Below are 20,493 nucleotides of genomic sequence, written 5' to 3'. Positions count from 1 at the left end.
GCCTGCGACTTCAAGGCGCCTGACAGACTATAGCATCAAGCGCTTCAATCGGTTACCCGCGTTTAGGTCTTTGCCTCGGCTGCACTTGCCCGCATAATAGGCATGGATCGACACTCTTCGCTTGGGAGACCGGCTGCTTTTGGAATCCAGCCTGAAATTCGTCATTGCTGACGATCATCCATTGTTTCGCGGCGCTTTGCGACATGCGCTGGTGGGACTTGGAGAGGACATCCGAATACTGGAAGCCGGCGACTTCGAGGCCGCGCAAGTCATCGTGGCGGCCGAGGACGACATCGATCTTCTGTTGCTCGACTTGTCGATGCCTGGCGCCAGCGGCTTGTCGGGTCTGGTCGCAATGCGAGCGGCCTTTCCCGCGACGCCGGTGATCGTTGTGTCCGCCCATGATGCCGCGCAAACGGTCCGTCGCGCGCTGGAACTCGGCGCATCCGGCTTTATTTCGAAATCTGCTAGCATGGAAGAAATCCGTGGTGCGGTCCGCCAGGTGCTGGAAGGCGGCGTCGCTACGCCCGCCCATCTCGATCTCGGCACGGAAGGCGACGCCGAAGTTTCGCAGCTCATTCGCCGGCTGCAAAGCCTGACGCCGCAGCAAACGCGCGTTCTGACCATGCTGGCGTCGGGCTTGCTCAACAAGCAGATCGCCTTCGAACTCGACGTCTCGGAAGCGACGGTGAAGGCTCACGTGTCAGCGGTTCTGCAGAAGCTCGGCGTCGACAGCCGCACCCAGGCGGTGATCCTCCTGTCGAAGCTGGGCAGCGATCCCAGCGCCAGCTGATCACTCGGCCGCTTCTTCCATCCGTTTGAGACGCCCGAGCGTCATGCGCAGAACCGCAGGCTTCACCGGCTTGTTGACCACCGTCATGTCGAGCGCCGTCGCTCCGCTTCGCGCTTCCGCGCCGCGATCGGCCGTCACCAGCACGGCTGGGATGAACAGCTTGTGCTTGGCGCGCATGGCGGTCACCGCGTCGAGACCGGTCTCGTTGTCGAGGTGGTAATCCACCAGCATCATGTCGGGCACCAACTCGAACGCCAGCGCGCCTTGCGAATTCAAGGCAATGCTCACGTCGCAACCCCAGCCTTCCAGCAGCCGTTTCATGGCATCTAGGATCTGCGGGTCGTTGTCGATGCAAAGGATCTTCAGCCCGGCGACGTCGGCCGCACCTGGAACGGGCGCGGACAAGGCAGCCTGGTCGGCTGCAAGCGACGGCGGCTCGGCACGAGGGAGGATCACCGAAAACCGCGTGCCGCGCCCCTTATGCGACTCGATCTGGATTTCGAGGCGCAACACGCGCGCTATACGGTCCACGATCGACAGCCCCAACCCAAGCCCCTGGGCTTCACGCGCGCCTTCATCGAGACGCAGGAATTCCTGGAAGACGCTGTTGAGATCGTTGCTGGCAATGCCGATGCCGGAATCCAGCACCTGGATTTCCAGCAGCTTGCCGCGTCGGCGCACACCGATCAGGATGCGGCCTGAGCGGGTATATTTGATCGCGTTGGAGACGAGGTTCTGGATCACCCGGCGCAACATGTTGCGGTCGGTGTGAACGGCTAGCGTCGAAGGCAGGATGCGAAGTTGCAGTCGCTTCTCGGCAGCCATGGGCGAAAAGTCGGTCTGGATCTGCTTCAACAGCGCATCGAGCCGGAATGTGGTTTCATTCGGCTTCTGCGCGCCGGCATCGAGGCGGGAGATGTCGAGCACCGCGCCGAGGATCGTTTCCACCGATTCCAGCGAGGACTCGATGTTGGTGGCGGCTTGGCGCAGGTCATTTTCTTCCGCCCGCTCGATCAAGGACGAGCAATACAGCCGCGCGGCGTTGAGCGGCTGCAGGATGTCGTGCCCGGCACCGGCGAGGAAGCGAGTCTTGGAGAGATTGGCCTCCTCGGCCACCTCCTGTGCCAGCGCCAGTTCCTGGTTCACGCGCGTCAGTTCGGCCGTGCGACTGGCAACGCGCTGTTCCAGCGTTTCGTTGACGCGCTTCAAGGCGAGATCGGCGGCTACCGCTGCCGTCACGTCGGAATAGGTCGCGACCGTCCCGCCGTCGGGCATCGGATTGGAGCGCAATTCGATGATGCGGCCGGAGGTCTTGAGCTCGATGCGCCAGGGCGTGCCGAAGCTGCTCAGTCGGTTCAGCGCCGTGAGTTCGAGATCGGCCGGAATATCGCCGCGGTCCGCCAGATGGCGCAGAATGTGGTGCAGCGAGACGCCAACTTGTCCGAGTGAATCCGGCAGGTCGAACAGCGAGCGGAACTGTCGGTTCCAGTTGGTCAGACGCAGATCCGTGTCGAACACGGTGATGCCCTGATCCATCTGGTCGAGCGCGGTTTGCAGCAGATCCCGATTGTGCTGCAACGCTTCGGACGCATCATCCAGCAGCCGCAGCGCATCTTTCTGGCTGCGATCGTTGCGCTGGAACAGCAAGGACAGGATGAGGCGCGAGGATGATGAACCGACCGCACTGGCCAGCAACTGCTCGGAAAAACGCACGACCGTCATGCTGGCCGGTTCGTTTCCGCCGGGAAGGGGCTCGTTGCCGGCAGTCGCAAAGCTCTGGAAGGAGCGTTCCGTGCGCTCGACGCCAAGATACCGGGCGATCGTGTCCTTAAGCTCGTCCACCGTCACCGTCGTGCGGAAGCGGCGCAGGCTCGGCATGGGATTGATGTCGCGCGGCACGAAGATCGCCGCCTGGATGCGCTCCAGCGGCATGGCGGAGCGCGACAGCGAGCCTAGCACGAAGAACAGCGTGTTGATGGCGAGGCTCCACAACACGCCGTGGTTCAGCGGCTCACCGACCGTGCCGAACAGCGATTGCGGTCGCAGCGCTTCCATGCCGAACAGGCCGCGCGTCAGGATGGCAGTATCGGCGGGCGCCAGCGAGGGCAGCAACAGCGTGTAGGCCCAGACGATGATCCCGGTGAGCATGCCGAGAACGGCACCGCGTCCATTGGCGCGGCGCCAGATCAAGCCGCCGAGGAAGGAGGGGGCGAACTGAGCGACAGCGGCAAAGGAGATCAGGCCAATTGAGGCCAGCCGCGTATTATTGGTGGTTTCGCGATAATAAAAGAAGGCCGCAAGCAGGACGATGAAGATCGAGGCGCGGCGGACATTGAGGATCAGGCGCGACCAGTCTTCCACCCCGCGGCGGTCGGGCTGCACCAGCCGCCGCACGAAAAGCGGGATGATGAGGTCGTTCGAGATCATCACAGACAAGGCAACGCTTGCCACGATCACCATCGCGGTGGCCGCCGACAACCCGCCGATAAATGCGAGCATTGCCAGCCCGTCATGCCCGGCGATAAGCGGCAGCGCCAGCACGTAGAGATCGGCACTTGTGGAACTGCCAACGAAGGTCAGTCCGGCGAAGGCGATCGGCAGAACGAAGATGTTAATGGCGATCAGGTAAAGCGGAAACACCCGCGTTGCCGTGCGCAGCTCCGCATCCGTTCTGTTTTCCACCACCGTGACGTGGAACTGGCGTGGCAGCATGACGATTGCGAAGGCCGACAGGAGGGTGGTGACAATCCAGGTCGGCAGCGATGTGTTGTAGCCCACGGCTTCCTGCACGCGCGGATTGTTGCCGATGGCTTCGACGATGGGCCCGACGCCGCCGAACAGAAAGAAGGTCACGGCGACGCCGACCGCCACAAAGGAGGCGAGCTTGACGATCGATTCTACCGCGACGGCCAGGATCAAGCCGTTCTGATGCTCCGTCGCATCGGCATGACGCGTGCCGAAAAGGACGGCAAAAACCGCAAGCAGCATGGCGATGGTCAGCGAAATGTCGCCAACAAAGAACTGCACATCCGGCGGCCGCGTATTGTAGTGCTCCACCATCAGGCTGACGGTTTCCGAAATCGCCTTCAGCTGCAGCGCGATATAGGGGATGGTGCCCAGCGTCGCGATCATCGTGGCGAGCGATGCCACCGCAAAGCTCTTGCCGTAACGGGCGGCCAGGAAGTCGGCGATCGAGGTGATCTTTTCCGACTTTGCGATTCTGATGATGCGGCGCAGCAGCGGATAGCCAAACACGAAGACCAGCACCGGGCCGATATAGATCGCAAGAAATTCAAGGTTGCGTTCGGATGCGAGGCCGACCGAGCCGAAGAAGGTCCAGGACGTGCAGTAAATCGCCAGGCTGAACGCGTAGGTCAGCGGCCGTCCGCCAGCGCTTTTTGCGGCCACGCGTCGTCGGTCGCCCAGGCTCGCCACCAGGAACAGCAGCGTCACATAGGCAAGTGCGGCAAGAACAACGGACCAGCCCTGCAAGCGTCCTCCTCCATTGTTCAAAAGCAAAGCACGCAGGGTGACCGCTGTCCAATGCTGCGAAAGTCCCTGCGGTGGATAGAGTGCGCAGCGCTTTGCTTACGCTGCGTCGCGCAGCTATGATCTGGATCATGGGGCTGCGCGGAGGCGCGCTCGCTTGGGGATAAAGGATGGCGGGATGCTGAAGGAATTTCAGGAATTCATTGCGCGCGGCAATGTCATGGATCTTGCCGTCGGCGTGATCATCGGCGCTGCGTTCGGCAAGATCGTCACATCGCTGGTGGACGACATCATCATGCCGATCATCGGTGCGATCTTTGGCGGCTTCGATTTCTCCAACTACTTCCTGCCGCTGTCTTCCGCCGTCAACGCGCCTACGCTTGCTCAAGCGCGCGAGCAGGGCGCAGTGTTTGCCTATGGCAGCTTCATCACGGTCGTGATCAATTTCCTGATCCTGGCTTTCATTATCTTCCTGATGGTCAAGGCCGTGAACAACCTGCGTCGCCGCATCGAGCGCGAGGAGAAGGTTGCGACCCCGGCCGCGCCGCCACCGCCGGATGTGCAGCTTCTTACCGAAATTCGCGATCTTCTGGCCAGACGCGCGGTGTGATCCTGGCGCTAGCGCCGCGGTGATCGAAGGCTTATCGAAGCATGGCGCGCTGATGAGTCGTGCTTTGTTCGCCTTTCGTTTGTGAGTCGCCCTGGAGATTTGATCGTGAGCCTGTTTGATGATCTGCGCGGCGATGCCCGCAACGTGCCCGAAAGCGACATCGTTGCGGCGATCAACTATGGCCGCGCCCGCCCGGGCACGATACCGCTCTGGGCCGGCGAGGGCGATTTGCCGACGCCCGACTTCATCACGCAAGCGGCACAAGCGGGCTTGGCTAACGGCGAAACCTTCTACACCTGGCAGCGCGGTATTCCCGAACTGCGCCAGGCGCTTGCCCGCTATTATATTCGCCACTTCGGCCACGCCTTTCAGCCGGAAGAGTTCATCGTCACCGCCAGCGGCATGCACGCGATCCAATTGGCATTGCAGGCAACAACCGGGGCGGGCGACGAGGCCATCTATCTTTCGCCGGCCTGGCCGAATTTTGCCGGTGCCGTCGGCGTGTCGGGCGCCACGCCCGTGCCGGTGCCGCTGACGGAAACCGGCAATGGCTGGGTCTGCGACCTTGAACGCGTCGAAGCTGCGGTGACCGAGCGCACGCGCGCGCTGTTCATCAACACGCCGTCCAACCCCAATGGCTGGACCGCCGATCATGAGACATTGCGCGGGTTGCTCGATCTCGCCCGGCGCAAGAACCTCTGGATCATCGCCGACGAGATCTATTCGCTTTATCATTATTCCGGCAGCCGCGCGCCGTCCTTCCTCGATGTGATGGAGCCTGAGGACCGCATCCTCTTCGTCAACAGCTTCTCCAAGAACTGGGCTATGACCGGCTGGCGCATCGGCTGGCTGCGCATTCATCCCGATCTGCAGCAGGTGTTCGAGAACCTGATCCAGTATTCGACTTCGGGCGTCGCGCAGTTCATGCAGCGCGGCGCGGTCGCTGCATTGGATGAGGGTGATGCCTTTGTTGCGAGTCAGGTCGAGCGCGCCCACAAGGCCCGCGATCTCGTTTGCAACGCGCTGCTGGATACGGGCCGCGTGCGCATGAGCGTTCCCCAAGGCGCGTTCTACGCCTTTTTCGCGGTGGACGGCATCAGCGATTCCCGCAGCGCGACCTTCGACATCATCGACAAGGCCAGTGTCGGCCTCGCACCGGGCACCGCCTTCGGTGCCGCCGGCGCCGGCCACTTCCGCCTCTGTTTCCACCGCAACCTGGAACAGCTGGAGGAGGCGGCGGGACGGCTTGCGGATTATTTCCGAGCACAGCCGGCGGGGTGAGGGGGCGCTGAGGGCTCCCGTAAAGGACAGCGTAAGCGTCTCGCGCCAGGGCTAAGTCATTGTCAAAGAACGCAGGTGCGCCATGGCGTCACCTGATCATGTGCTGTCTTGCAGGCACGACTTCCCGCCTTCCCGACCATGAAAGTTCGGGAAGCGGACGCAAGAATCCGCGCCTCAGATTGATACTATGTACGGCGCGGAAGTCTCGCGTCCGTCGGTGCGCTTGCCGCGGCACCGGGGGGCTGTTCGGATGGCTCTCCCCCTGGAAAGGTCCGAAACAGGCTGAACCGGCTCGTGGCCCGGGCTTGGAGAGGACTGATTACCTCCAGATCGCGCTACCGCAGCGCAACCAGCCCGGACACCGCCGCCCTCCTCTGATCCCCGGTGCGCACCAGAGTTCCCGACAAGGGCGATGGGTGGAGGATAGGCTGAGCGGTTAGAGGCGTGGATAAGTTTTTGATCAAAGCGCAGAGTTGAACGGACCTGGCGCCATTCCTCTCCCTCCCTTCGTGGGGGAGAGGAATGGCGCAGCCGTGACGGTGAGGAGGACAAGCTCTGGGTTCGGCAAGTGCAGCGGCGGCGGCGAGGTCGTTCCCCCTCACCGACCCTGACGGGCCACCTCTCCCCCGTTCCGGGGGGCGAGGAGCCGCGCCAGGTTCTGCGATGTCGCGCACTACGATCCCACTTCGTCATCCTCGGATCTGCGCCTCCGCTTACGCTCCGGCTCCGCCCGGGGATGACGACGAGTGTGCGAAGCCGATTTCAGGCCGCGCTTGCTACCATGTTGCAAGGGACGGAAGCTGCATAGGATCGATCATCCGACGAAGCGCTTCACAAAAACAGCGTCTTCTTCAGCCGTGAGATCGAGGATTGCTGGAGTTCGCTGATCTGGCTGTAAGCGCCGGCGACCTTGGTCAGCATGGCAACCAGCTCATGCTTTTCACCGTCGTTCAAACTGGCTTTCAGCACGGGTAGCAGTTCATCGGAGACCATCGAGAAGAAGGCGCGATTTTCCGTGTAGCTCCAGGCTTGTTCGAACAGCGCCTGCGGGTCGGCTGCGCGCAATGGGTCGCGCAAACTGTCTAGAATAGCGGTCTTTTCCTGCGCCGTGACGGGTGCTTCCGTGCGGATCAACTGGATCAACAGGATGGCGGCAGCGAGTTGCGGATCGCGGATGCGCGAAAGCTTCGTTCCCCGGAAGTTTTGGAACGTCTGTTTTGCCCGCCGCTGCAGCCCCTTGGTATCCTGATTGATCTCCTTGGCCGCGCCGTAAACGGTATGGGCGCGAATGACGAAGAAGATGATCGCAGCAATGATGCCTAGTAATGCGATCAGAAGGTGCATCTTGCCCACGCAGGTCGATATCGGGACCAGCGTTTTAGCTGCCGGCAATCTGGATGGGCAAGCTTTGTTCTAGGCAGTCTGCAGGCGCGACTCAAAGCAGATCGACGCCGACAGCGGGAAAAGGCGTCCATTGAAGGACGCCCTTTGAACGAGCGTCAGCCGCCTGCCGTGGACGTGACCAGCGGAATGATCCGGTTGGTGCGCTGCTGTGCCGGACGGCGGTCGGTGGCGAAGGGGATGCCGAGGGCTTCCCAGGTTTCGCGCAGGGCCAAGGCCAGTTCACCAATCAGCGCATCCGAATGAAACGGCGTCGGCGTGATGCGCAAGCGCTCGGTGCCGCGCGGCACGGTCGGATAGTTGATCGGCTGGATGTAAAGGCCGTGCACTTCGAGCAAACGATCGCTCGCCTTCTTGCAAAGCTCGGGATCGCCGACGAGCACCGGAACGATATGCGTTTCCGACAACATCACCGGCAGGCCGGCGGCCGACAGCTGATCCTTGGTGTTCTGTGCCTGGCGCTGTTGCTGTTCGCGCTCGATCTGTGATTCTTTCAGATGGCGGATCGAGGCGGTGGCAGCGGCTGCGATCGAAGGCGGCAGCGCCGTGGTGAAGATGAAGCCGGGTGCATAGGAGCGCACGGCATCGATTACCGAACGCGGGCCTGCGATATAGCCGCCCAGCGTGCCGAAAGCCTTTGCCAACGTGCCTTCGATGACGTCGATCTCGCCGGCGAGATTGTCGCGATCAGAGATGCCGCCGCCACGATTGCCATACATGCCGACCGCATGAACCTCGTCGATATAGGTCATCGCATTGTAGCGGCGGGCGAGCGCCGTAATTTCTGCGATCGGCGCGATGTCGCCATCCATCGAATACACCGACTCGAAGACGATCAGCTTGGCGCGCTCACGCGGTGCGATCGCCAGCAGCTGCTCGAGATGGGCGAGGTCGTTGTGGCGGAAGATCTTCTTGTCGGCGCCCGAACGCCGCACGCCTTCGATCATCGAGGCGTGGTTGAGTTCATCCGACAGGATCAGACAGTCCGGCAAAAGCCGCGCGATGGTCGAGATCGACGCTTCGTTGGACACGAAGCCTGAGGTGAAAACGAGCGCGGCTTCCTTGCCATGCAGGTCGGCAAGCTCGCGCTCAAGCTCGACCAGCGGATGGTTGGTGCCGGAAATGTTGCGCGTGCCGCCAGCACCCGACCCCATGCGTCCCGCCGCGCTCTGCATGGCGGAAATCACATCGGGATGCTGGCCCATGCCGAGATAATCGTTTGAGCACCACACCGTAATCTCGCGTGCTTCACCTTCCGAACGCCAGATTGCGCGGGGGAACTCGCCCACGATTCGCTCGAGATCGGCGAAAACGCGATACCGCTTTTCCGCGTGGACCTGATCGACTGCTTCTTCGAAAAACCGCTCGTAGTTCATTCCATCCGCCCTGTTCGGTTGGTGGTGGCGATTATAGGACCGCGCGCCAAACCCGTAAACTTCAAGGACTTGGTCATTTTGCCCCACGGCTTTGCCTGACCAAGTGACGGTGTTCTAGCCGAGACCGGTGGTGCGACCTTTGATCTGGGTCAAACTGGCGGTCATTCCATGCAAATGAATTGCGCGCTCGATCAAGTACCAAGGGGAGGGGCGCATAGACGGGGTAGAGATGGTGCTGCGAGAGAGGATTGAACTCTCGACCTCTCCCTTACCAAGGGAGTGCTCTACCACTGAGCTACCGCAGCTGGCCGACGAATGCGGCTGGCTTCTGCCATAGGTCTTTGCAAAGCGCAAGCGAGGCTTGCACTTACCCAAGGCAGGTTTTTAACAGAAGCGGTATGATTTATGATGATCGCGCTCAGATATGCTTGGGGAAAACATGGCGGACGACAAGAAGGCGGCGAAAACGCGGGAAGATCGGTTGGCGGAGCAGCTTCGCGCGAATCTTGCCCGCCGCAAGGAGCAAACCCGATCCCGCCGGCAGGGTGAGGCGGATTTGCGCCGTGAAGGGGTGGCGGTGGAAGGCGGCGCGGCGGCAAATGAGGACGAATAAGGGCGCGCTCGGGAGCCCACGATCAGGGAGACGGCAAACGGGTTCCTTGATGTGGCCATCTTGATCGTCTAGGGGACGGGTTTAGTTTATTCGCCGTTCGACGCCGCGTTTGCGGGCCTCCGGCATTCAAGGAAAGTCAGGGCTCGCATGGACCGCATCAGACTCGTGGGTGGTAACACGCTCAACGGCACTATTCCGATTTCCGGCGCCAAGAACGCCGCGCTGCCGCTGATGATCGCGTCGCTGCTGACCGACGACACGTTGACCCTGGAGAATGTGCCGCATCTCGCGGATGTCGAGCAGCTGATCCGCATCCTCGGCAATCACGGCGTCGATTATGCCGTCAGCGGCCGCCGCGAAAAGCAGGCGGAAGGCTATTCGCGCACGATCAGCTTCACCGCGCGCAACGTCGTGTCCACCACAGCACCCTATGAGCTCGTGTCGAAGATGCGGGCGAGCTTCTGGGTCATCGGCCCGCTTCTGGCGCGCTGCCACGAGGCACGTGTGTCGCTGCCGGGCGGCTGCGCTATCGGCACGCGGCCGGTCGATCTGTTTATCGAAGGTTTGGAAGCATTGGGCGCGACGCTCGACGTCGATGGCGGCTACATCAATGCCAAGGCGCCGGGCGGTCTCGTCGGCGCGCGCTATGCGTTCCCCAAGGTTTCCGTTGGCGCGACTCACGTGCTGATGATGGCGGCATCGCTCGCCAAGGGCGAAACGGTGCTGGAAAACGCGGCGCGTGAGCCGGAAGTCGTCAACCTCGCCGAATGCCTGAACGCGATGGGCGCGCGGATCAGTGGCGCCGGCACATCAACGATCACCATCGAGGGCGTGGAAACGCTGCATGGCGCGCGCCATGCCGTTATTCCCGACCGTATCGAAACCGGCACCTATGCGATGGCCGTGGCGATGACCGGCGGCGACGTTCTGCTCGAAGGCGCCAAGCCCGACTATCTGCAGGCTGCTCTCGACACGCTGGTGCAAGCCGGCGTCGAGGTAACGCCGGGCGCAAGCGGCATCCGCATTCGCCGCAACGGCAACGGCATCCTGCCGGTCGACATCACCACCGAACCGTTCCCCGGCTTTCCGACCGATCTGCAGGCGCAGTTCATGGGCCTGATGACGATGGCCAACGGCCAGTCGCGCATCACCGAAACGATCTTCGAAAACCGCTTCATGCATGTGCAGGAGTTGGCGCGTCTCGGCGCCCAGATCCACCTGTCCGGCCAGACGGCGATCGTGGATGGCGTTTCCAAGCTCAAGGGTGCGCCGGTGATGGCGACCGATCTGCGCGCATCCGTGTCCTTGGTGATCGCCGGATTGGCGGCCGAGGGCGAAACGGTGGTGAACCGCGTCTATCACCTCGATCGCGGCTTCGAGCGCCTCGAAGAAAAGCTGTCGCGCTGCGGCGCCGACATCGAACGCATATCCAGCTGAAACCGCACGACATTTGACGCGTTCGTCTAGCGAAAGGCGCGGGTGACACATTGCTCTCCCGCGCGTGAACGCCTACACGAAACCGGACCTGTCAAATGAGATCGCCATGCTGAAACTTGCAGCACTCGACGAAGACGATCTGAAAATCGTTTCCGCCCATGTGCAGGATGCGGTGATCCGCGTCGGGGATATGCGCTGGGACAAGGGCGCACGTCGCTTCCTTCTGGAAATGAACCGCTTCGCCTGGGAAAGCCCGGTCAATTCCGTGTTCAATCAGCGTTACGAACGCCGCCGCTCGGTTCTGCATTTCGAAGGCGTGCAGGCTGTGCGCGCAAGCGGAATTACGCGCGACAAGGTGGACGACGTTCTCGTTCTTCTCTCGATCCGCTTCACGCCTGAAGACGCGCCCGCCGGCACGATCGAGCTGATTTTTGCCGGCGATCATGCGCTTCGGCTTCAGGTCGATTACGTCGAAGGCCGTTTGACCGATCTAGGTGCGGCCTGGGAAGCGGGATCGAAGCCCGCCCATTTCGGATGATGTTGCTGTGGTAACCCGTCTCGATCAGCGTGAGGGCGATTTCGAGCCCCGCTTTGCCTCCTTTTTATCGACCAAGCGCGAAGTGTCGGATGATGTGGATCGCGCGGTGCGCGACATCATCGCCGATATCCGCGCGCGCGGCGATGCCGGCCTGATCGATTATACAAAGCGCTTCGACCGTTCCGACATCACCGGGCGGCTGCGGATTACGCCGGAAGAGATCGCGCAAGCCTACGAGAGCGCCGATCCAACGGTGGTGGATGCACTGCGCTTTGCCAGGGAACGCATCGCGTCCCATCATGCCCGTCAGAAGCCGCAGGATGATCGCTATACCGATGCCGTCGGTGTTGAACTCGGTTCGCGCTGGACGGCTGTTGAGTCGGTCGGCCTTTACGTGCCAGGCGGCACGGCAAGCTATCCAAGTTCTGTTCTGATGAACGCCGTGCCAGCTGTCGTGGCCGGGGTCGAGCGGCTCGCCATGGTGGTGCCGGCACCCGATGGCGTGTTAAACCCGCTCGTGCTGGTGGCTGCCGACATTGCAGGCGTCAGCGAAATCTACCGCATCGGCGGTGCGCAGGCGGTGGCAGCCCTTGCCTATGGCACGGAAACCATCGCGCCGGTCGCCAAGATCGTTGGTCCTGGCAATGCCTATGTCGCGGCCGCCAAGCGCCAGGTGTTCGGCACGGTCGGCATCGACATGATCGCCGGGCCTTCGGAAGTCCTTGTGGTCGCCGACGCCCAGAACAACCCCGACTGGATCGCTGCCGATCTCCTGGCGCAGGCCGAGCATGATGCCTCCGCGCAGTCGATCCTGATCACCGACGAGGCCGGCTTTGCCGATGCGGTCGCGCAAGGCATCGAGCGACAGCTCAAGCTTCTGCCGCGCGGCGAGATCGCATCACGTTCCTGGGCCGATTTCGGTGCGCTGATCCTGGTGGACAGCATCGACGCTGCGGTTCCCCTCATCAACCGCATCGCCGCCGAGCATCTCGAACTCGCCATTGTCGATCCGGATGCGCTTCTGCCAAAGATCCGCAATGCCGGCGCGATCTTCCTCGGCGCCTATACGCCGGAAGTGATCGGCGATTATGTCGGCGGCTCCAACCACGTCCTGCCGACCGCACGCTCGGCCCGTTTCTCGTCCGGCCTGTCCGTTCTCGACTTCGTCAAGCGCACCTCGATCCTGAAGCTCGGCCCCGATCAATTGCGCGCGCTGGCACCGGCCGCCATTGCCTTGGCAAAAGCCGAAGGCTTGGATGCCCATGGCCGCTCCGTTTCGATCCGATTGAACGTCTGACCATGACGCTGCCGCCGAACTGCCGATTGATCGAAGTCGAGCTCGACGAATCAATCGGCCGTTCCACGCCGGATGTCGAACATGAGCGCGCGGTCGCGATCTTCGACCTGATCGAGGAAAACAGCTTTCGTCCTCTCGGCGACGAGGCGGGTGGCCCCTATCGGCTCAAGCTGTCACTGGTGGAAAACAAACTGGTCTTCGCCATCAACCGCGAAGACGGCGAGCAGGTCGTGCTCCACATCCTGTCGCTGACTCCATTCCGGCGGATTGTGAAAGACTACTACATGATCTGCGAAAGCTATTACGACGCGATCCGGTCTTCCACGCCAAGCAAGATCGAAGCGATCGACATGGGTCGGCGCGGCCTTCACAATGAAGGCTCGCAAACGCTGTTGGACCGGTTGGGCGGCAAGATCGAGGTCGACTTCACCACGGCCCGGCGCTTGTTCACGCTGATCTGCGTTCTGCATTGGCGCGGCTGATTGCCTGTGACGGATCAGGAACCTCAAAAAGACGATACAGCGGACAAACCCGCCAAAGCGCCGCGCTCCGTACTTTTTCTATGCGGAATGAATGCCGTGCGATCGCCTATGGCCGAGCAGATCGCGCGCGGTGTGCTGCCGTCGTCGACCTTCGTGGCATCGGCCGGCGTGCGGGCAGGGGAGCGCGACCCCTTCGTGGATGCCGTGCTTGCCGAAAAGGGCCTGACACTGGGCGAGCGCCAGCCGATCACGCTCGACCAGCTGGAAGACGACTATTTCGACCTCATCATCACGCTGGCGCCGGAAGCGCACCACCGCGCTTTGGAACTGACGCGCACGCTGGCAGTGGACGTGGAATATTGGCCGACGGCCGACCCGACCTCAGCGACGGGCCGGCGTGACCAGATCCTTGACGCCTATCGCGATGTGCGCGATCGGCTGGAAGCGCGAATAATCAACCGCTTTGGCTCGAAAAGCGCGTCCTGACACCCCAAATAAGACGTTCACAACAGGCGCGGCATCATATAGGTGTTGCCCCAGATTTCAGGTCTCTTCTGAAGGGGCCGCAGAAAGGATACGGATGGCAAAGGAAGAAGTCCTCGAATTTCCCGGCACGGTCACGGAACTGCTGCCGAATGCGATGTTCCGGGTGAAGTTGGAAAACGAGCACGAGATCATTGCTCACACCGCTGGCCGCATGCGCAAGAACCGCATCCGCGTGCTCACGGGTGACAAGATCCTGGTGGAAATGACGCCCTATGACCTGAGCAAGGGCCGCATCACCTATCGCTTCAAGTAAACTCGGCCGTTTTGAACAAAACGGCCGCTCCGGCGCCTGCTTAGGCATCCAGCCGTTTGAAGCCGCCATTCTCCGCTTTCATTGCCGGAATTGATCGATGAGCGACGTTGCAAAGCTAGTTCTGGCGTCCGGCTCGCCGCGGCGCATCGAGCTGCTGCAGCAGATGGGCATCGAGCCGCATCGCATTCTGCCGGCCGATGTCGACGAGACGCCCGCCAAGAGCGAGATTCCGCGCTCGCTCGCCAAGCGCCTGTCGCGCGAAAAGGCCGAGCGTGCTGTGGCCATCATGGCCGCCGAAAAGACGGCAACCGGCGCCTTCATTCTGGCTGCAGATACGGTTGTGGCTGTGGGTCGCCGTATTCTGCCGAAAGCAACGATCTCCGACGAGGCGGTCGACTGCCTGCAACTGCTGTCGGGTCGTTCGCACCGCGTTTACACCGGCGTCTGCGTCATCACGCCGGCCGGCAAGATGCGCCAGAAGCTCGTGGAAACACGCGTGCGCTTCAAACGCCTGTCGCGTCGCGAGATCGACCGCTACATCGCGTCCGGCGAATGGCGCGGCAAGGCGGGCGGCTATGCCATCCAGGGCCTCGCAGGGGGCTGGGTGGTGAAACTTGTCGGCTCCTACACCAATGTCGTCGGCTTGCCGCTCTATGAGACCGCAGGCCTGCTGGCCGGCGATGGCTTCGACGTCCATTCCGGTTGGGGCGCAGGCTCGTAAGCCTCGCCATCGTGGCTACGAATTCGATCTTTCCTCGGATCGCCTGCGTACCTATCTTCCGCTTACATCCCAGACCGACCTGATTGGAAGCGCCAGTTCATGGCTGAGACGATCGTCACCCCTTTGCGCCTGAAACGCCCATGCCCCGAATGCGGCCGCCCCTCCCAGCGCGCCACCTTCCCCTTCTGCTCGCCGCGCTGCAAGGACATCGACCTGAACCGCTGGCTCTCAGGCGCTTACGCCATTCCCGTGCGCGACGACGAGGAAGACGAACAGGAAACGCTCCCGGGCGAAAGCGAGCGCAGCTGAAGCCTTTCCCAACACACGAACAGCCCGGATCGGGCGTTCGGCGAGGAGGCTGTGGGTAAGCTGACGAATGTTTTTCCTAAATGCCCTTGGGGTGCTGGACAGGGCAAAAACCCGTGCTATAACCCCGCTCGCTTCCGGCGGAGCACCAACCCCGCCGCGCCATGGCATTTGCCTTGGACCGGATGCCCAAGTAGCTCAGTTGGTAGAGCATGCGACTGAAAATCGTAGTGTCGGTGGTTCGATTCCGCCCTTGGGCACCATTTCTCCCAAACACACACCATTCCTGATCGGTCTTTAGTCGGCTTTCCGCGCCGCTGCCAATCTCCCATCAGCAGCGGCGATGGCCTCAATCGTAGGTGTCTTCTTCCGCGCCGGCGCCGGCGATCTCCTCCGCGCCGGGAGCATCGGCGCCGCTATCGGTTGCTGGTCGGTCCTGATCCTTGCGGCGGGCTGGGCTGCGGTCTTCTGAACTCTCCGACAGGCCGAGCTTGGCGCGAACAGCTTCGACCTGATCGTCGCTGACTTCGATGATCGACCCGCTGTCATCCGGCAGGCCGGAGCCGGACTGACCAATCGTTTCGTTCTTGGGGCGGTCGTTGGTGCCTGTGGTGATCTTCTCTTTCATGACTTGGTCCTCCATTTGGGGTCGAACGCGCAACTCCTGAGATGGGTCCAGCGTGCTTGGCTGAACTTGCCACGCTGGATCGCGCTGACGATCGGGACAAGTACGGCGGACCGATCTTCAAGCAAGGCGCACGAAGCCTTCCGCGCTCCCGCTTTCCCACAATCATCTGTGCCTGATGGCTTGTGACTGGCCGCTAGTCGCGCAACAAGCATCGCGATCCGGCGCATGCGCCGGCAAGAAGAGGACGTTGTTGGATTAATGCAAGCAAAACTGGATGGAGCGACAGGCACACCTGTGCGGTCGCTCAATCGCGATGACATACGGGTTCTGGGACTTTCAGCCTTGGGCGGCGCACTGGAATTCTACGATTTCATCATCTTCGTCTTTTTTGCCAGCGTGATCGGCCACCTTTTCTTTCCGCCGGACATGCCGGAATGGCTTGTTCTGATCCAGACCTTCGGCATTTTCGCTGCCGGCTATCTCGTGCGTCCGCTGGGCGGCATCCTGATGGCGCATTTCGGCGATCGTGCCGGCCGCAAGCGCGTGTTCACCCTGTCAGTTTTCCTCATGGCCTTGTCGACGCTGGCGATGGCCTGTCTGCCAACTTACGCGGCGATCGGCGTGCTGGCGCCCATCCTGCTGATTGTCTTTCGCATGCTGCAAGGCGCGGCGATCGGCGGCGAGGTTCCGGGTGCCTGGACCTTCGTGGCCGAACACGTGCCTGCCAATCGCGTCGGTATGGCCTGCGGCTTCCTTTGCTCCGGCTTGACCTTCGGCATCCTGCTCGGCTCGTTCATCGCCGCCGGAATCAACTGGGCCTTCAGCCCAGAGGAAGTCGCGAGTTTCGCTTGGCGCATTCCGTTCTTTATCGGCGGTGTGTTCGGCCTCCTCGGCGTGTATCTGCGCCGTTGGCTCAGCGAAACGCCGATCTTCCTGGAGATGAAGGCCAGCAACCGGCTTCAGAAGAGCCTGCCGCTCAAGATCGTCCTGCGCGACCATCTGCATGGCGTCGTGATCTCGGCCTTGCTGACCTGGATCCTGTCGGCCGGCATCGTGGTCACGACGCTGATGACATCGACTTTCCTGCAGAAGCTTTATGGTTATTCGCCGCTGGAGTCGCTGCTGGCCACCAGCTTCGGCTCGTTGTTCCTGATCGTCGGCACGGTCTCGGCGGGCGCGCTGGTGGACCGCATCGGCAGCGGCCGCTTCTTTGCGGTGGCCGGCGTGGTGTTCGGCATCGCGACCTTCGCGTTCTATACCTATGCCGGCGTGTCACTGCAGGTTCTGTTTGCGCTTTACGCGGTGATGGGCTTGTCCGTGGGAATGGTGGGCGCGACGCCTTACGTGATGGTGCGCTCATTCCCGGCCGAAGTGCGGTTCTCCGGCCTGTCCTTCTCCTACAACGTTGCTTACGCCATCTTCGGCGGTTTGACGCCGGTGGTGGTGACGTCGCTGCTGGCCGTCAATCCTATGGCCCATGCCTGGTATCTGGTCTTCATTGCCGTGCTGACGACAGCTCTAGGCTTCTACCTCATGCGCTACAGCGAGCGCCTGGAAGGCGATATCGGACTGCGGCCAGCGCTGGCCTACTGAAGCAACCATCCTGCGGCACAGCAGGGCAGATATGAAAAGACCCGGCTGCAAGCGGCCGGGTCTTTTTAATTTCAGCGGGGTTGAAGCAGAAGCTACCTAGCTCGACGCTTGTTGTAGCGCTTCGAGGCATCGTTGCGTGCCATTCTGCCAAGACGGCAGGGTGAAGTTGAAAGCGCTGGCAAACGTGCCGTTGTCCAACCGCGAATTCGCCGGCCGCATAGCTGGCGTCGGGTACTCCGTAGTCGTGATCCGCTCGACCTTGGCCGATGCTCCCCCTAGCTCTGCCGACCGCCGAAAGACTTCTTCAGCGAAGTCGGCCCAGGTGCAGGTGCCTTCGGCCGTCATGTGGAAGATGCCGCGCCAGGTTGGGTCGGCGGGGGAGGCGAGGGCGTGGTCGAGTACCCTAGCCAGGCCTTCTGCGATGTCGGGCGCGTAAGTGGGGCTGCCCCATTGATCGGCGACGACGCGGATCGTGTCGCGGTCGGCTGCCAGGCGCAGCATCGTCTTCAGGAAGTTGTTGCTATAGGGGCTGAATACCCAGGCGGTGCGCAGGATGACGTGGTCCGGGTTGGCTTGCGCCACCGCGCGCTCGCCGGCGAGCTTGGAGCGGCCGTAGACGCTTTGGGGATCGACGGGATCGTCTTCGGTGTAGAAGCCGTCCTTGTTTCCTGCGAAGACGTAGTCTGTCGAAATGTGCAGGATCGGGATGCCCGCTTCGCGCGCTGCGGTCGCGAGAACGCGCGGGCCCGTCTCATTCGCCGCGAAGGCCGCGTCCGGTTCGGTTTCTGCCTTGTCGACGGCCGTATAGGCGGCGGCGTTGATGAGGGCGGCGGGCTGGTGTTCGAGGATGGCTGCTTCCACGGAAGCAGGGTCTGTGATGTCGAGTTCCGGCCGCCCGAGCGTCACGAACTGACGGTCAGGCGTGGAGATGGCGGCCAGGGATTGGGCGACCTGGCCGGAGCGACCTGCAACGAGAATCTTCACGAGGCCTTCCGCTGCCCGAGGCGCTCGCCGGAATATTTCTTGGCGCGGATCGGACCCCACCATGCCTCATTGTCGAGGAACCACTGCACCGTCTTTTCCAGACCGGTCTCGAAGGTTTCTTGCGCCTTCCAGCCGAGTTCGGATTCGATGCGGCTGGCATCGATCGCATAGCGCAGATCGTGGCCGGGGCGGTCGGTCACGAAGGTGATGAGGTCGCGGCGCGACGACACATCGGGCAGGGGACGCAGCCGGTCGAGGACGTCGCAGATCGTTTGAACCACGGTCAGGTTCGAGCGCTCGTTACGTCCGCCGATATTGTAGGAGCGGCCGAGCTCGCCCTTCGTGGCGACCAGCACGAGCGCGCGGGCATGATCGTCGACGTAAAGCCAGTCGCGCACATTCTCGCCATTGCCGTAAACCGGCAGCGGCAGGCCTTCCAGGGCGTTGAGGATCACCAGCGGGATCAGCTTTTCGGGGAAGTGGTAGGGGCCGTAATTGTTCGAGCAGTTGGACAAGACCACCGGCAGGCCGAACGTGTGGTGCCAGGCGTTCACAAGATGGTCGGACGCAGCCTTGGATGCCGAATAGGGCGAGGACGGCGCATAGGGCGTTTCTTCGGTGAACATCTGGTCGTCGAAGCCGAGCGTTCCAAACACTTCATCGGTGGAAATGTGGTGGAAGCGGAACGTGTCGCGCTTGTCGCCCGTCAGGCTGTTCCAGTACTCGCGCACGGCTTCGAGCAGGCGGTAAGTGCCGACGATGTTGGTCTGGATGAATTCGGCCGGACCATCGATGGAGCGGTCGACATGGCTTTCGGCGGCCAGATGCATGACGATGTCGATCTCATGCTTGCGCAGCGTCTCGCCGACCTTGGAACCATCGGCAATATCGGCCTGCACGAAGCTGTACCGGGGATTGTCCGCGATCGGAGCCAGTGTCTCGAGGTTGGCCGCATAGGTCAGCTTGTCGAGATTGACGACGTGGTGCTCGGTTTCGTTGATGAGGTAGCAGCAAACGGCTGAGCCGATGAAGCCGGCTCCACCTGTCACGAGGATGTTCATCGCAAGCGGTCCTTAAAAAACGAGGGCGATATCGCGCAGCAAAGGCGCAACCTTGTCCTTGTCGGACAGATGCGGTGCAGAACCTTCGATCGGCCAATCCACGGCGATCTCGGGATCGTCCCAACGGATGTTGCGGTCATGCTGAGGCGAATAGGGTGCGGTCACCTTGTAAAACACTTCCGTGTCTTCCTCGAGCGTGAGGAAGCCATGAGCGAAGCCTTCCGGCACCAGGATCTGGTTGAAGCTTTCGGCTGACAGAAGAAGGCTCGCCCATTTTCCGAACGTCGGAGAATCCTTGCGAATATCAACGGCTACGTCAAAGATGCTGCCGCGCAGGACCCGCACGAGCTTGGCCTGCGCAAAGGGCGGCTCCTGATAATGTAGGCCGCGCAGCGTGAACTTTTCGCGCGAAAGCGACTGGTTGTCCTGGATCCACTGTCCGGGCAGGCCGGCCTCGATCAGCCGCTGCTGGTTGAAGGTCTCGGAGAAGAACCCGCGATTGTCACCGAACTTGCGCGGCGTCAGCTCGACGACATCGGCGATGGAAAGCGGGGTAACGGTCAGCATCGAACACTCTGATTGCATATTGCTCTTCTGCGAACTGCTAATAGGCGAAGCGTCCGCTCGTGTCGACTGAGGCGAGCTTACCTCAATCGCATTGTGTTGCAGTCGCTGTTCATCCCGGAAGTGAAGCGCCTCGGGTTCACCAAAGAAAACGGCGGACCCGAAGGCCCGCCGTAAAGATGTTTCTATGCGCCTGATGTCAGGTCTTCGGCAGCGCGTAGGCGATGTAGTAGTCGCCCACCGGCGTTTCCATGAAGTGATGGCCACCGGCCTGGATCACGAGGTATTCGCGCCCGTTCTGCTCATAGATGATCGGGTTGGCCTGGCCACCGGCAGGCAGCACATCCGACCACACGACATCGCCGGTCTTCAAGTCGATGGCGCGGATCAGGTTATCCGTGGCTGCGGCGATGAAGACGAGCCCGCCCTTGGTCACAACCGAGCCGCCATTGTTTGGCGTGCCGATGGTAAAAGGCAGGAAGGACGGGATGCCGAAGGGACCATTGCGGCGGGCCGTGCC

Annotated in this window: 20 protein-coding genes, 2 tRNA genes and 1 pseudogene; 14 read left to right on the top strand and 9 right to left on the bottom strand. The window is 61.9% G+C overall.

From position 1 onward, the window contains the following. The first annotated feature begins 139 nt into the window (after positions 1-139). Positions 140-793 (top strand): response regulator transcription factor, encoded by a 654-nt coding sequence (locus RTX98_RS07210; RefSeq protein ID WP_312795622.1) that lies wholly within the window; start codon positions 140-142, stop codon positions 791-793. Here RTX98_RS07210 and RTX98_RS07205 read toward each other — a convergent pair whose 3' ends face one another. Next, complete coding sequence (locus tag RTX98_RS07205) at positions 794-4,285, bottom strand: PAS domain-containing hybrid sensor histidine kinase/response regulator (RefSeq protein ID WP_312795621.1); 3,492 nt, start codon at positions 4,283-4,285, stop codon at positions 794-796. Between the two features lie 175 nt (positions 4,286-4,460). On the opposite strand from RTX98_RS07205, the gene mscL reads away from it, so the two are divergent. Together mscL and RTX98_RS07195 are read left to right on the top strand one after the other, a co-directional pair. Beyond that, positions 4,461-4,892, top strand: coding sequence for a large conductance mechanosensitive channel protein MscL (mscL, locus tag RTX98_RS07200; RefSeq protein ID WP_189503511.1), 432 nt, complete (start codon positions 4,461-4,463; stop codon positions 4,890-4,892). A 105-nt stretch (positions 4,893-4,997) separates the two neighbouring features. Further along, positions 4,998-6,173 (top strand): pyridoxal phosphate-dependent aminotransferase, encoded by a 1,176-nt coding sequence (locus tag RTX98_RS07195; RefSeq protein WP_312795619.1) that lies wholly within the window; start codon positions 4,998-5,000, stop codon positions 6,171-6,173. A gap of 831 nt (positions 6,174-7,004) precedes the next feature. On the opposite strand, the gene RTX98_RS07190 is transcribed toward RTX98_RS07195, so the two are convergent. The 3 genes from RTX98_RS07190 to RTX98_RS07180 all read right to left on the bottom strand — a co-directional run bounded on the left by RTX98_RS07190 (position 7,005) and on the right by RTX98_RS07180 (position 9,255). Beyond that, entirely contained in the window at positions 7,005-7,517 is a 513-nt protein-coding gene (locus RTX98_RS07190) for a TerB family tellurite resistance protein (RefSeq protein WP_312795617.1), read from the bottom strand. 155 nt (positions 7,518-7,672) lie between these two features. Then, positions 7,673-8,950: a 5-aminolevulinate synthase gene (gene hemA / locus RTX98_RS07185; RefSeq protein WP_312795615.1), complete on the bottom strand. Its 1,278-nt coding sequence runs from the start codon at positions 8,948-8,950 to the stop codon at positions 7,673-7,675. A gap of 230 nt (positions 8,951-9,180) precedes the next feature. Beyond that, positions 9,181-9,255 (bottom strand) — tRNA-Thr (locus tag RTX98_RS07180). A gap of 134 nt (positions 9,256-9,389) precedes the next feature. On the opposite strand from RTX98_RS07180, the gene RTX98_RS07175 reads away from it, so the two are divergent. From RTX98_RS07175 to RTX98_RS07130, 10 genes are all read left to right on the top strand, one after another. Continuing rightward, a complete protein-coding gene (locus RTX98_RS07175) occupies positions 9,390-9,563 on the top strand; it encodes a hypothetical protein (RefSeq protein ID WP_312795613.1) in 174 nt (57 codons plus the stop codon). Between the two features lie 147 nt (positions 9,564-9,710). Further along, positions 9,711-11,000: a UDP-N-acetylglucosamine 1-carboxyvinyltransferase gene (gene murA, locus RTX98_RS07170; RefSeq protein WP_312795611.1), complete on the top strand. Its 1,290-nt coding sequence runs from the start codon at positions 9,711-9,713 to the stop codon at positions 10,998-11,000. Between the two features lie 106 nt (positions 11,001-11,106). Then, on the top strand, positions 11,107-11,538 hold the full coding sequence (locus tag RTX98_RS07165; RefSeq protein ID WP_312795610.1) for a DUF2948 family protein: 432 nt from the start codon (positions 11,107-11,109) through the stop codon (positions 11,536-11,538). A 7-nt stretch (positions 11,539-11,545) separates the two neighbouring features. Next, entirely contained in the window at positions 11,546-12,835 is a 1,290-nt protein-coding gene (gene hisD, locus RTX98_RS07160; RefSeq protein ID WP_312795609.1) for a histidinol dehydrogenase, read from the top strand. A gap of 2 nt (positions 12,836-12,837) precedes the next feature. Continuing rightward, the gene (locus RTX98_RS07155) at positions 12,838-13,317 is read left to right on the top strand and encodes a UPF0262 family protein (RefSeq protein WP_312795608.1); all 480 of its coding nucleotides are present in this window, start codon (positions 12,838-12,840) and stop codon (positions 13,315-13,317) included. A 6-nt stretch (positions 13,318-13,323) separates the two neighbouring features. Beyond that, the gene (locus tag RTX98_RS07150) at positions 13,324-13,803 is read left to right on the top strand and encodes a low molecular weight phosphatase family protein (protein WP_312795607.1); all 480 of its coding nucleotides are present in this window, start codon (positions 13,324-13,326) and stop codon (positions 13,801-13,803) included. A 94-nt stretch (positions 13,804-13,897) separates the two neighbouring features. After that, entirely contained in the window at positions 13,898-14,116 is a 219-nt protein-coding gene (gene infA, locus RTX98_RS07145) for a translation initiation factor IF-1 (RefSeq protein ID WP_189503489.1), read from the top strand. A 97-nt stretch (positions 14,117-14,213) separates the two neighbouring features. Beyond that, the gene (locus tag RTX98_RS07140; RefSeq protein WP_312795604.1) at positions 14,214-14,837 is read left to right on the top strand and encodes a Maf-like protein; all 624 of its coding nucleotides are present in this window, start codon (positions 14,214-14,216) and stop codon (positions 14,835-14,837) included. A gap of 99 nt (positions 14,838-14,936) precedes the next feature. Next, positions 14,937-15,146, top strand: a complete 210-nt coding sequence (yacG, locus tag RTX98_RS07135) for a DNA gyrase inhibitor YacG (RefSeq protein WP_312795602.1) — start codon at positions 14,937-14,939, stop codon at positions 15,144-15,146. Positions 15,147-15,330: 184 nt separating this feature from the next. After that, positions 15,331-15,406: transfer RNA gene (locus tag RTX98_RS07130), tRNA-Phe, on the top strand. Between the two features lie 86 nt (positions 15,407-15,492). On the opposite strand, the gene RTX98_RS07125 is transcribed toward RTX98_RS07130, so the two are convergent. Continuing rightward, positions 15,493-15,771, bottom strand: a complete 279-nt coding sequence (locus RTX98_RS07125; protein ID WP_312795601.1) for a hypothetical protein — start codon at positions 15,769-15,771, stop codon at positions 15,493-15,495. Between the two features lie 258 nt (positions 15,772-16,029). Here RTX98_RS07125 and RTX98_RS07120 point away from each other — a divergent pair, with 258 nt between their 5' ends. Then, positions 16,030-17,364: an MFS transporter gene (locus tag RTX98_RS07120; RefSeq protein ID WP_416223076.1), complete on the top strand. Its 1,335-nt coding sequence runs from the start codon at positions 16,030-16,032 to the stop codon at positions 17,362-17,364. Positions 17,365-17,460: 96 nt separating this feature from the next. Here RTX98_RS07120 and rfbD read toward each other — a convergent pair whose 3' ends face one another. The 4 genes and pseudogenes from rfbD to RTX98_RS07100 all read right to left on the bottom strand — a co-directional run. Beyond that, on the bottom strand, positions 17,461-18,348 hold the full coding sequence (gene rfbD / locus RTX98_RS07115) for a dTDP-4-dehydrorhamnose reductase (RefSeq protein WP_312795599.1): 888 nt from the start codon (positions 18,346-18,348) through the stop codon (positions 17,461-17,463). After that, positions 18,345-19,409 carry a dTDP-glucose 4,6-dehydratase gene (rfbB, locus tag RTX98_RS07110; RefSeq protein ID WP_312795598.1) on the bottom strand — a complete coding sequence of 355 codons (1,065 nt, stop codon included), beginning with the start codon at positions 19,407-19,409 and terminating at the stop codon, positions 18,345-18,347. Before rfbB ends, rfbD begins: the two co-directional genes overlap by 4 nt. 12 nt (positions 19,410-19,421) lie before the next feature. Further along, entirely contained in the window at positions 19,422-19,976 is a 555-nt protein-coding gene (gene rfbC, locus RTX98_RS07105) for a dTDP-4-dehydrorhamnose 3,5-epimerase (RefSeq protein ID WP_312795596.1), read from the bottom strand. A 196-nt stretch (positions 19,977-20,172) separates the two neighbouring features. Further along, a pseudogene (locus tag RTX98_RS07100) lies at positions 20,173-20,493 on the bottom strand (membrane-bound PQQ-dependent dehydrogenase, glucose/quinate/shikimate family); the annotation flags it as partial.

This window comes from Tianweitania sp. (assembly GCF_032053605.1).
GTDB lineage: Bacteria > Pseudomonadota > Alphaproteobacteria > Rhizobiales > Rhizobiaceae > Tianweitania.
Note: the sequence above shows the minus strand (reverse complement) of the source record. Positions and strands in the feature narration are given on the sequence as shown.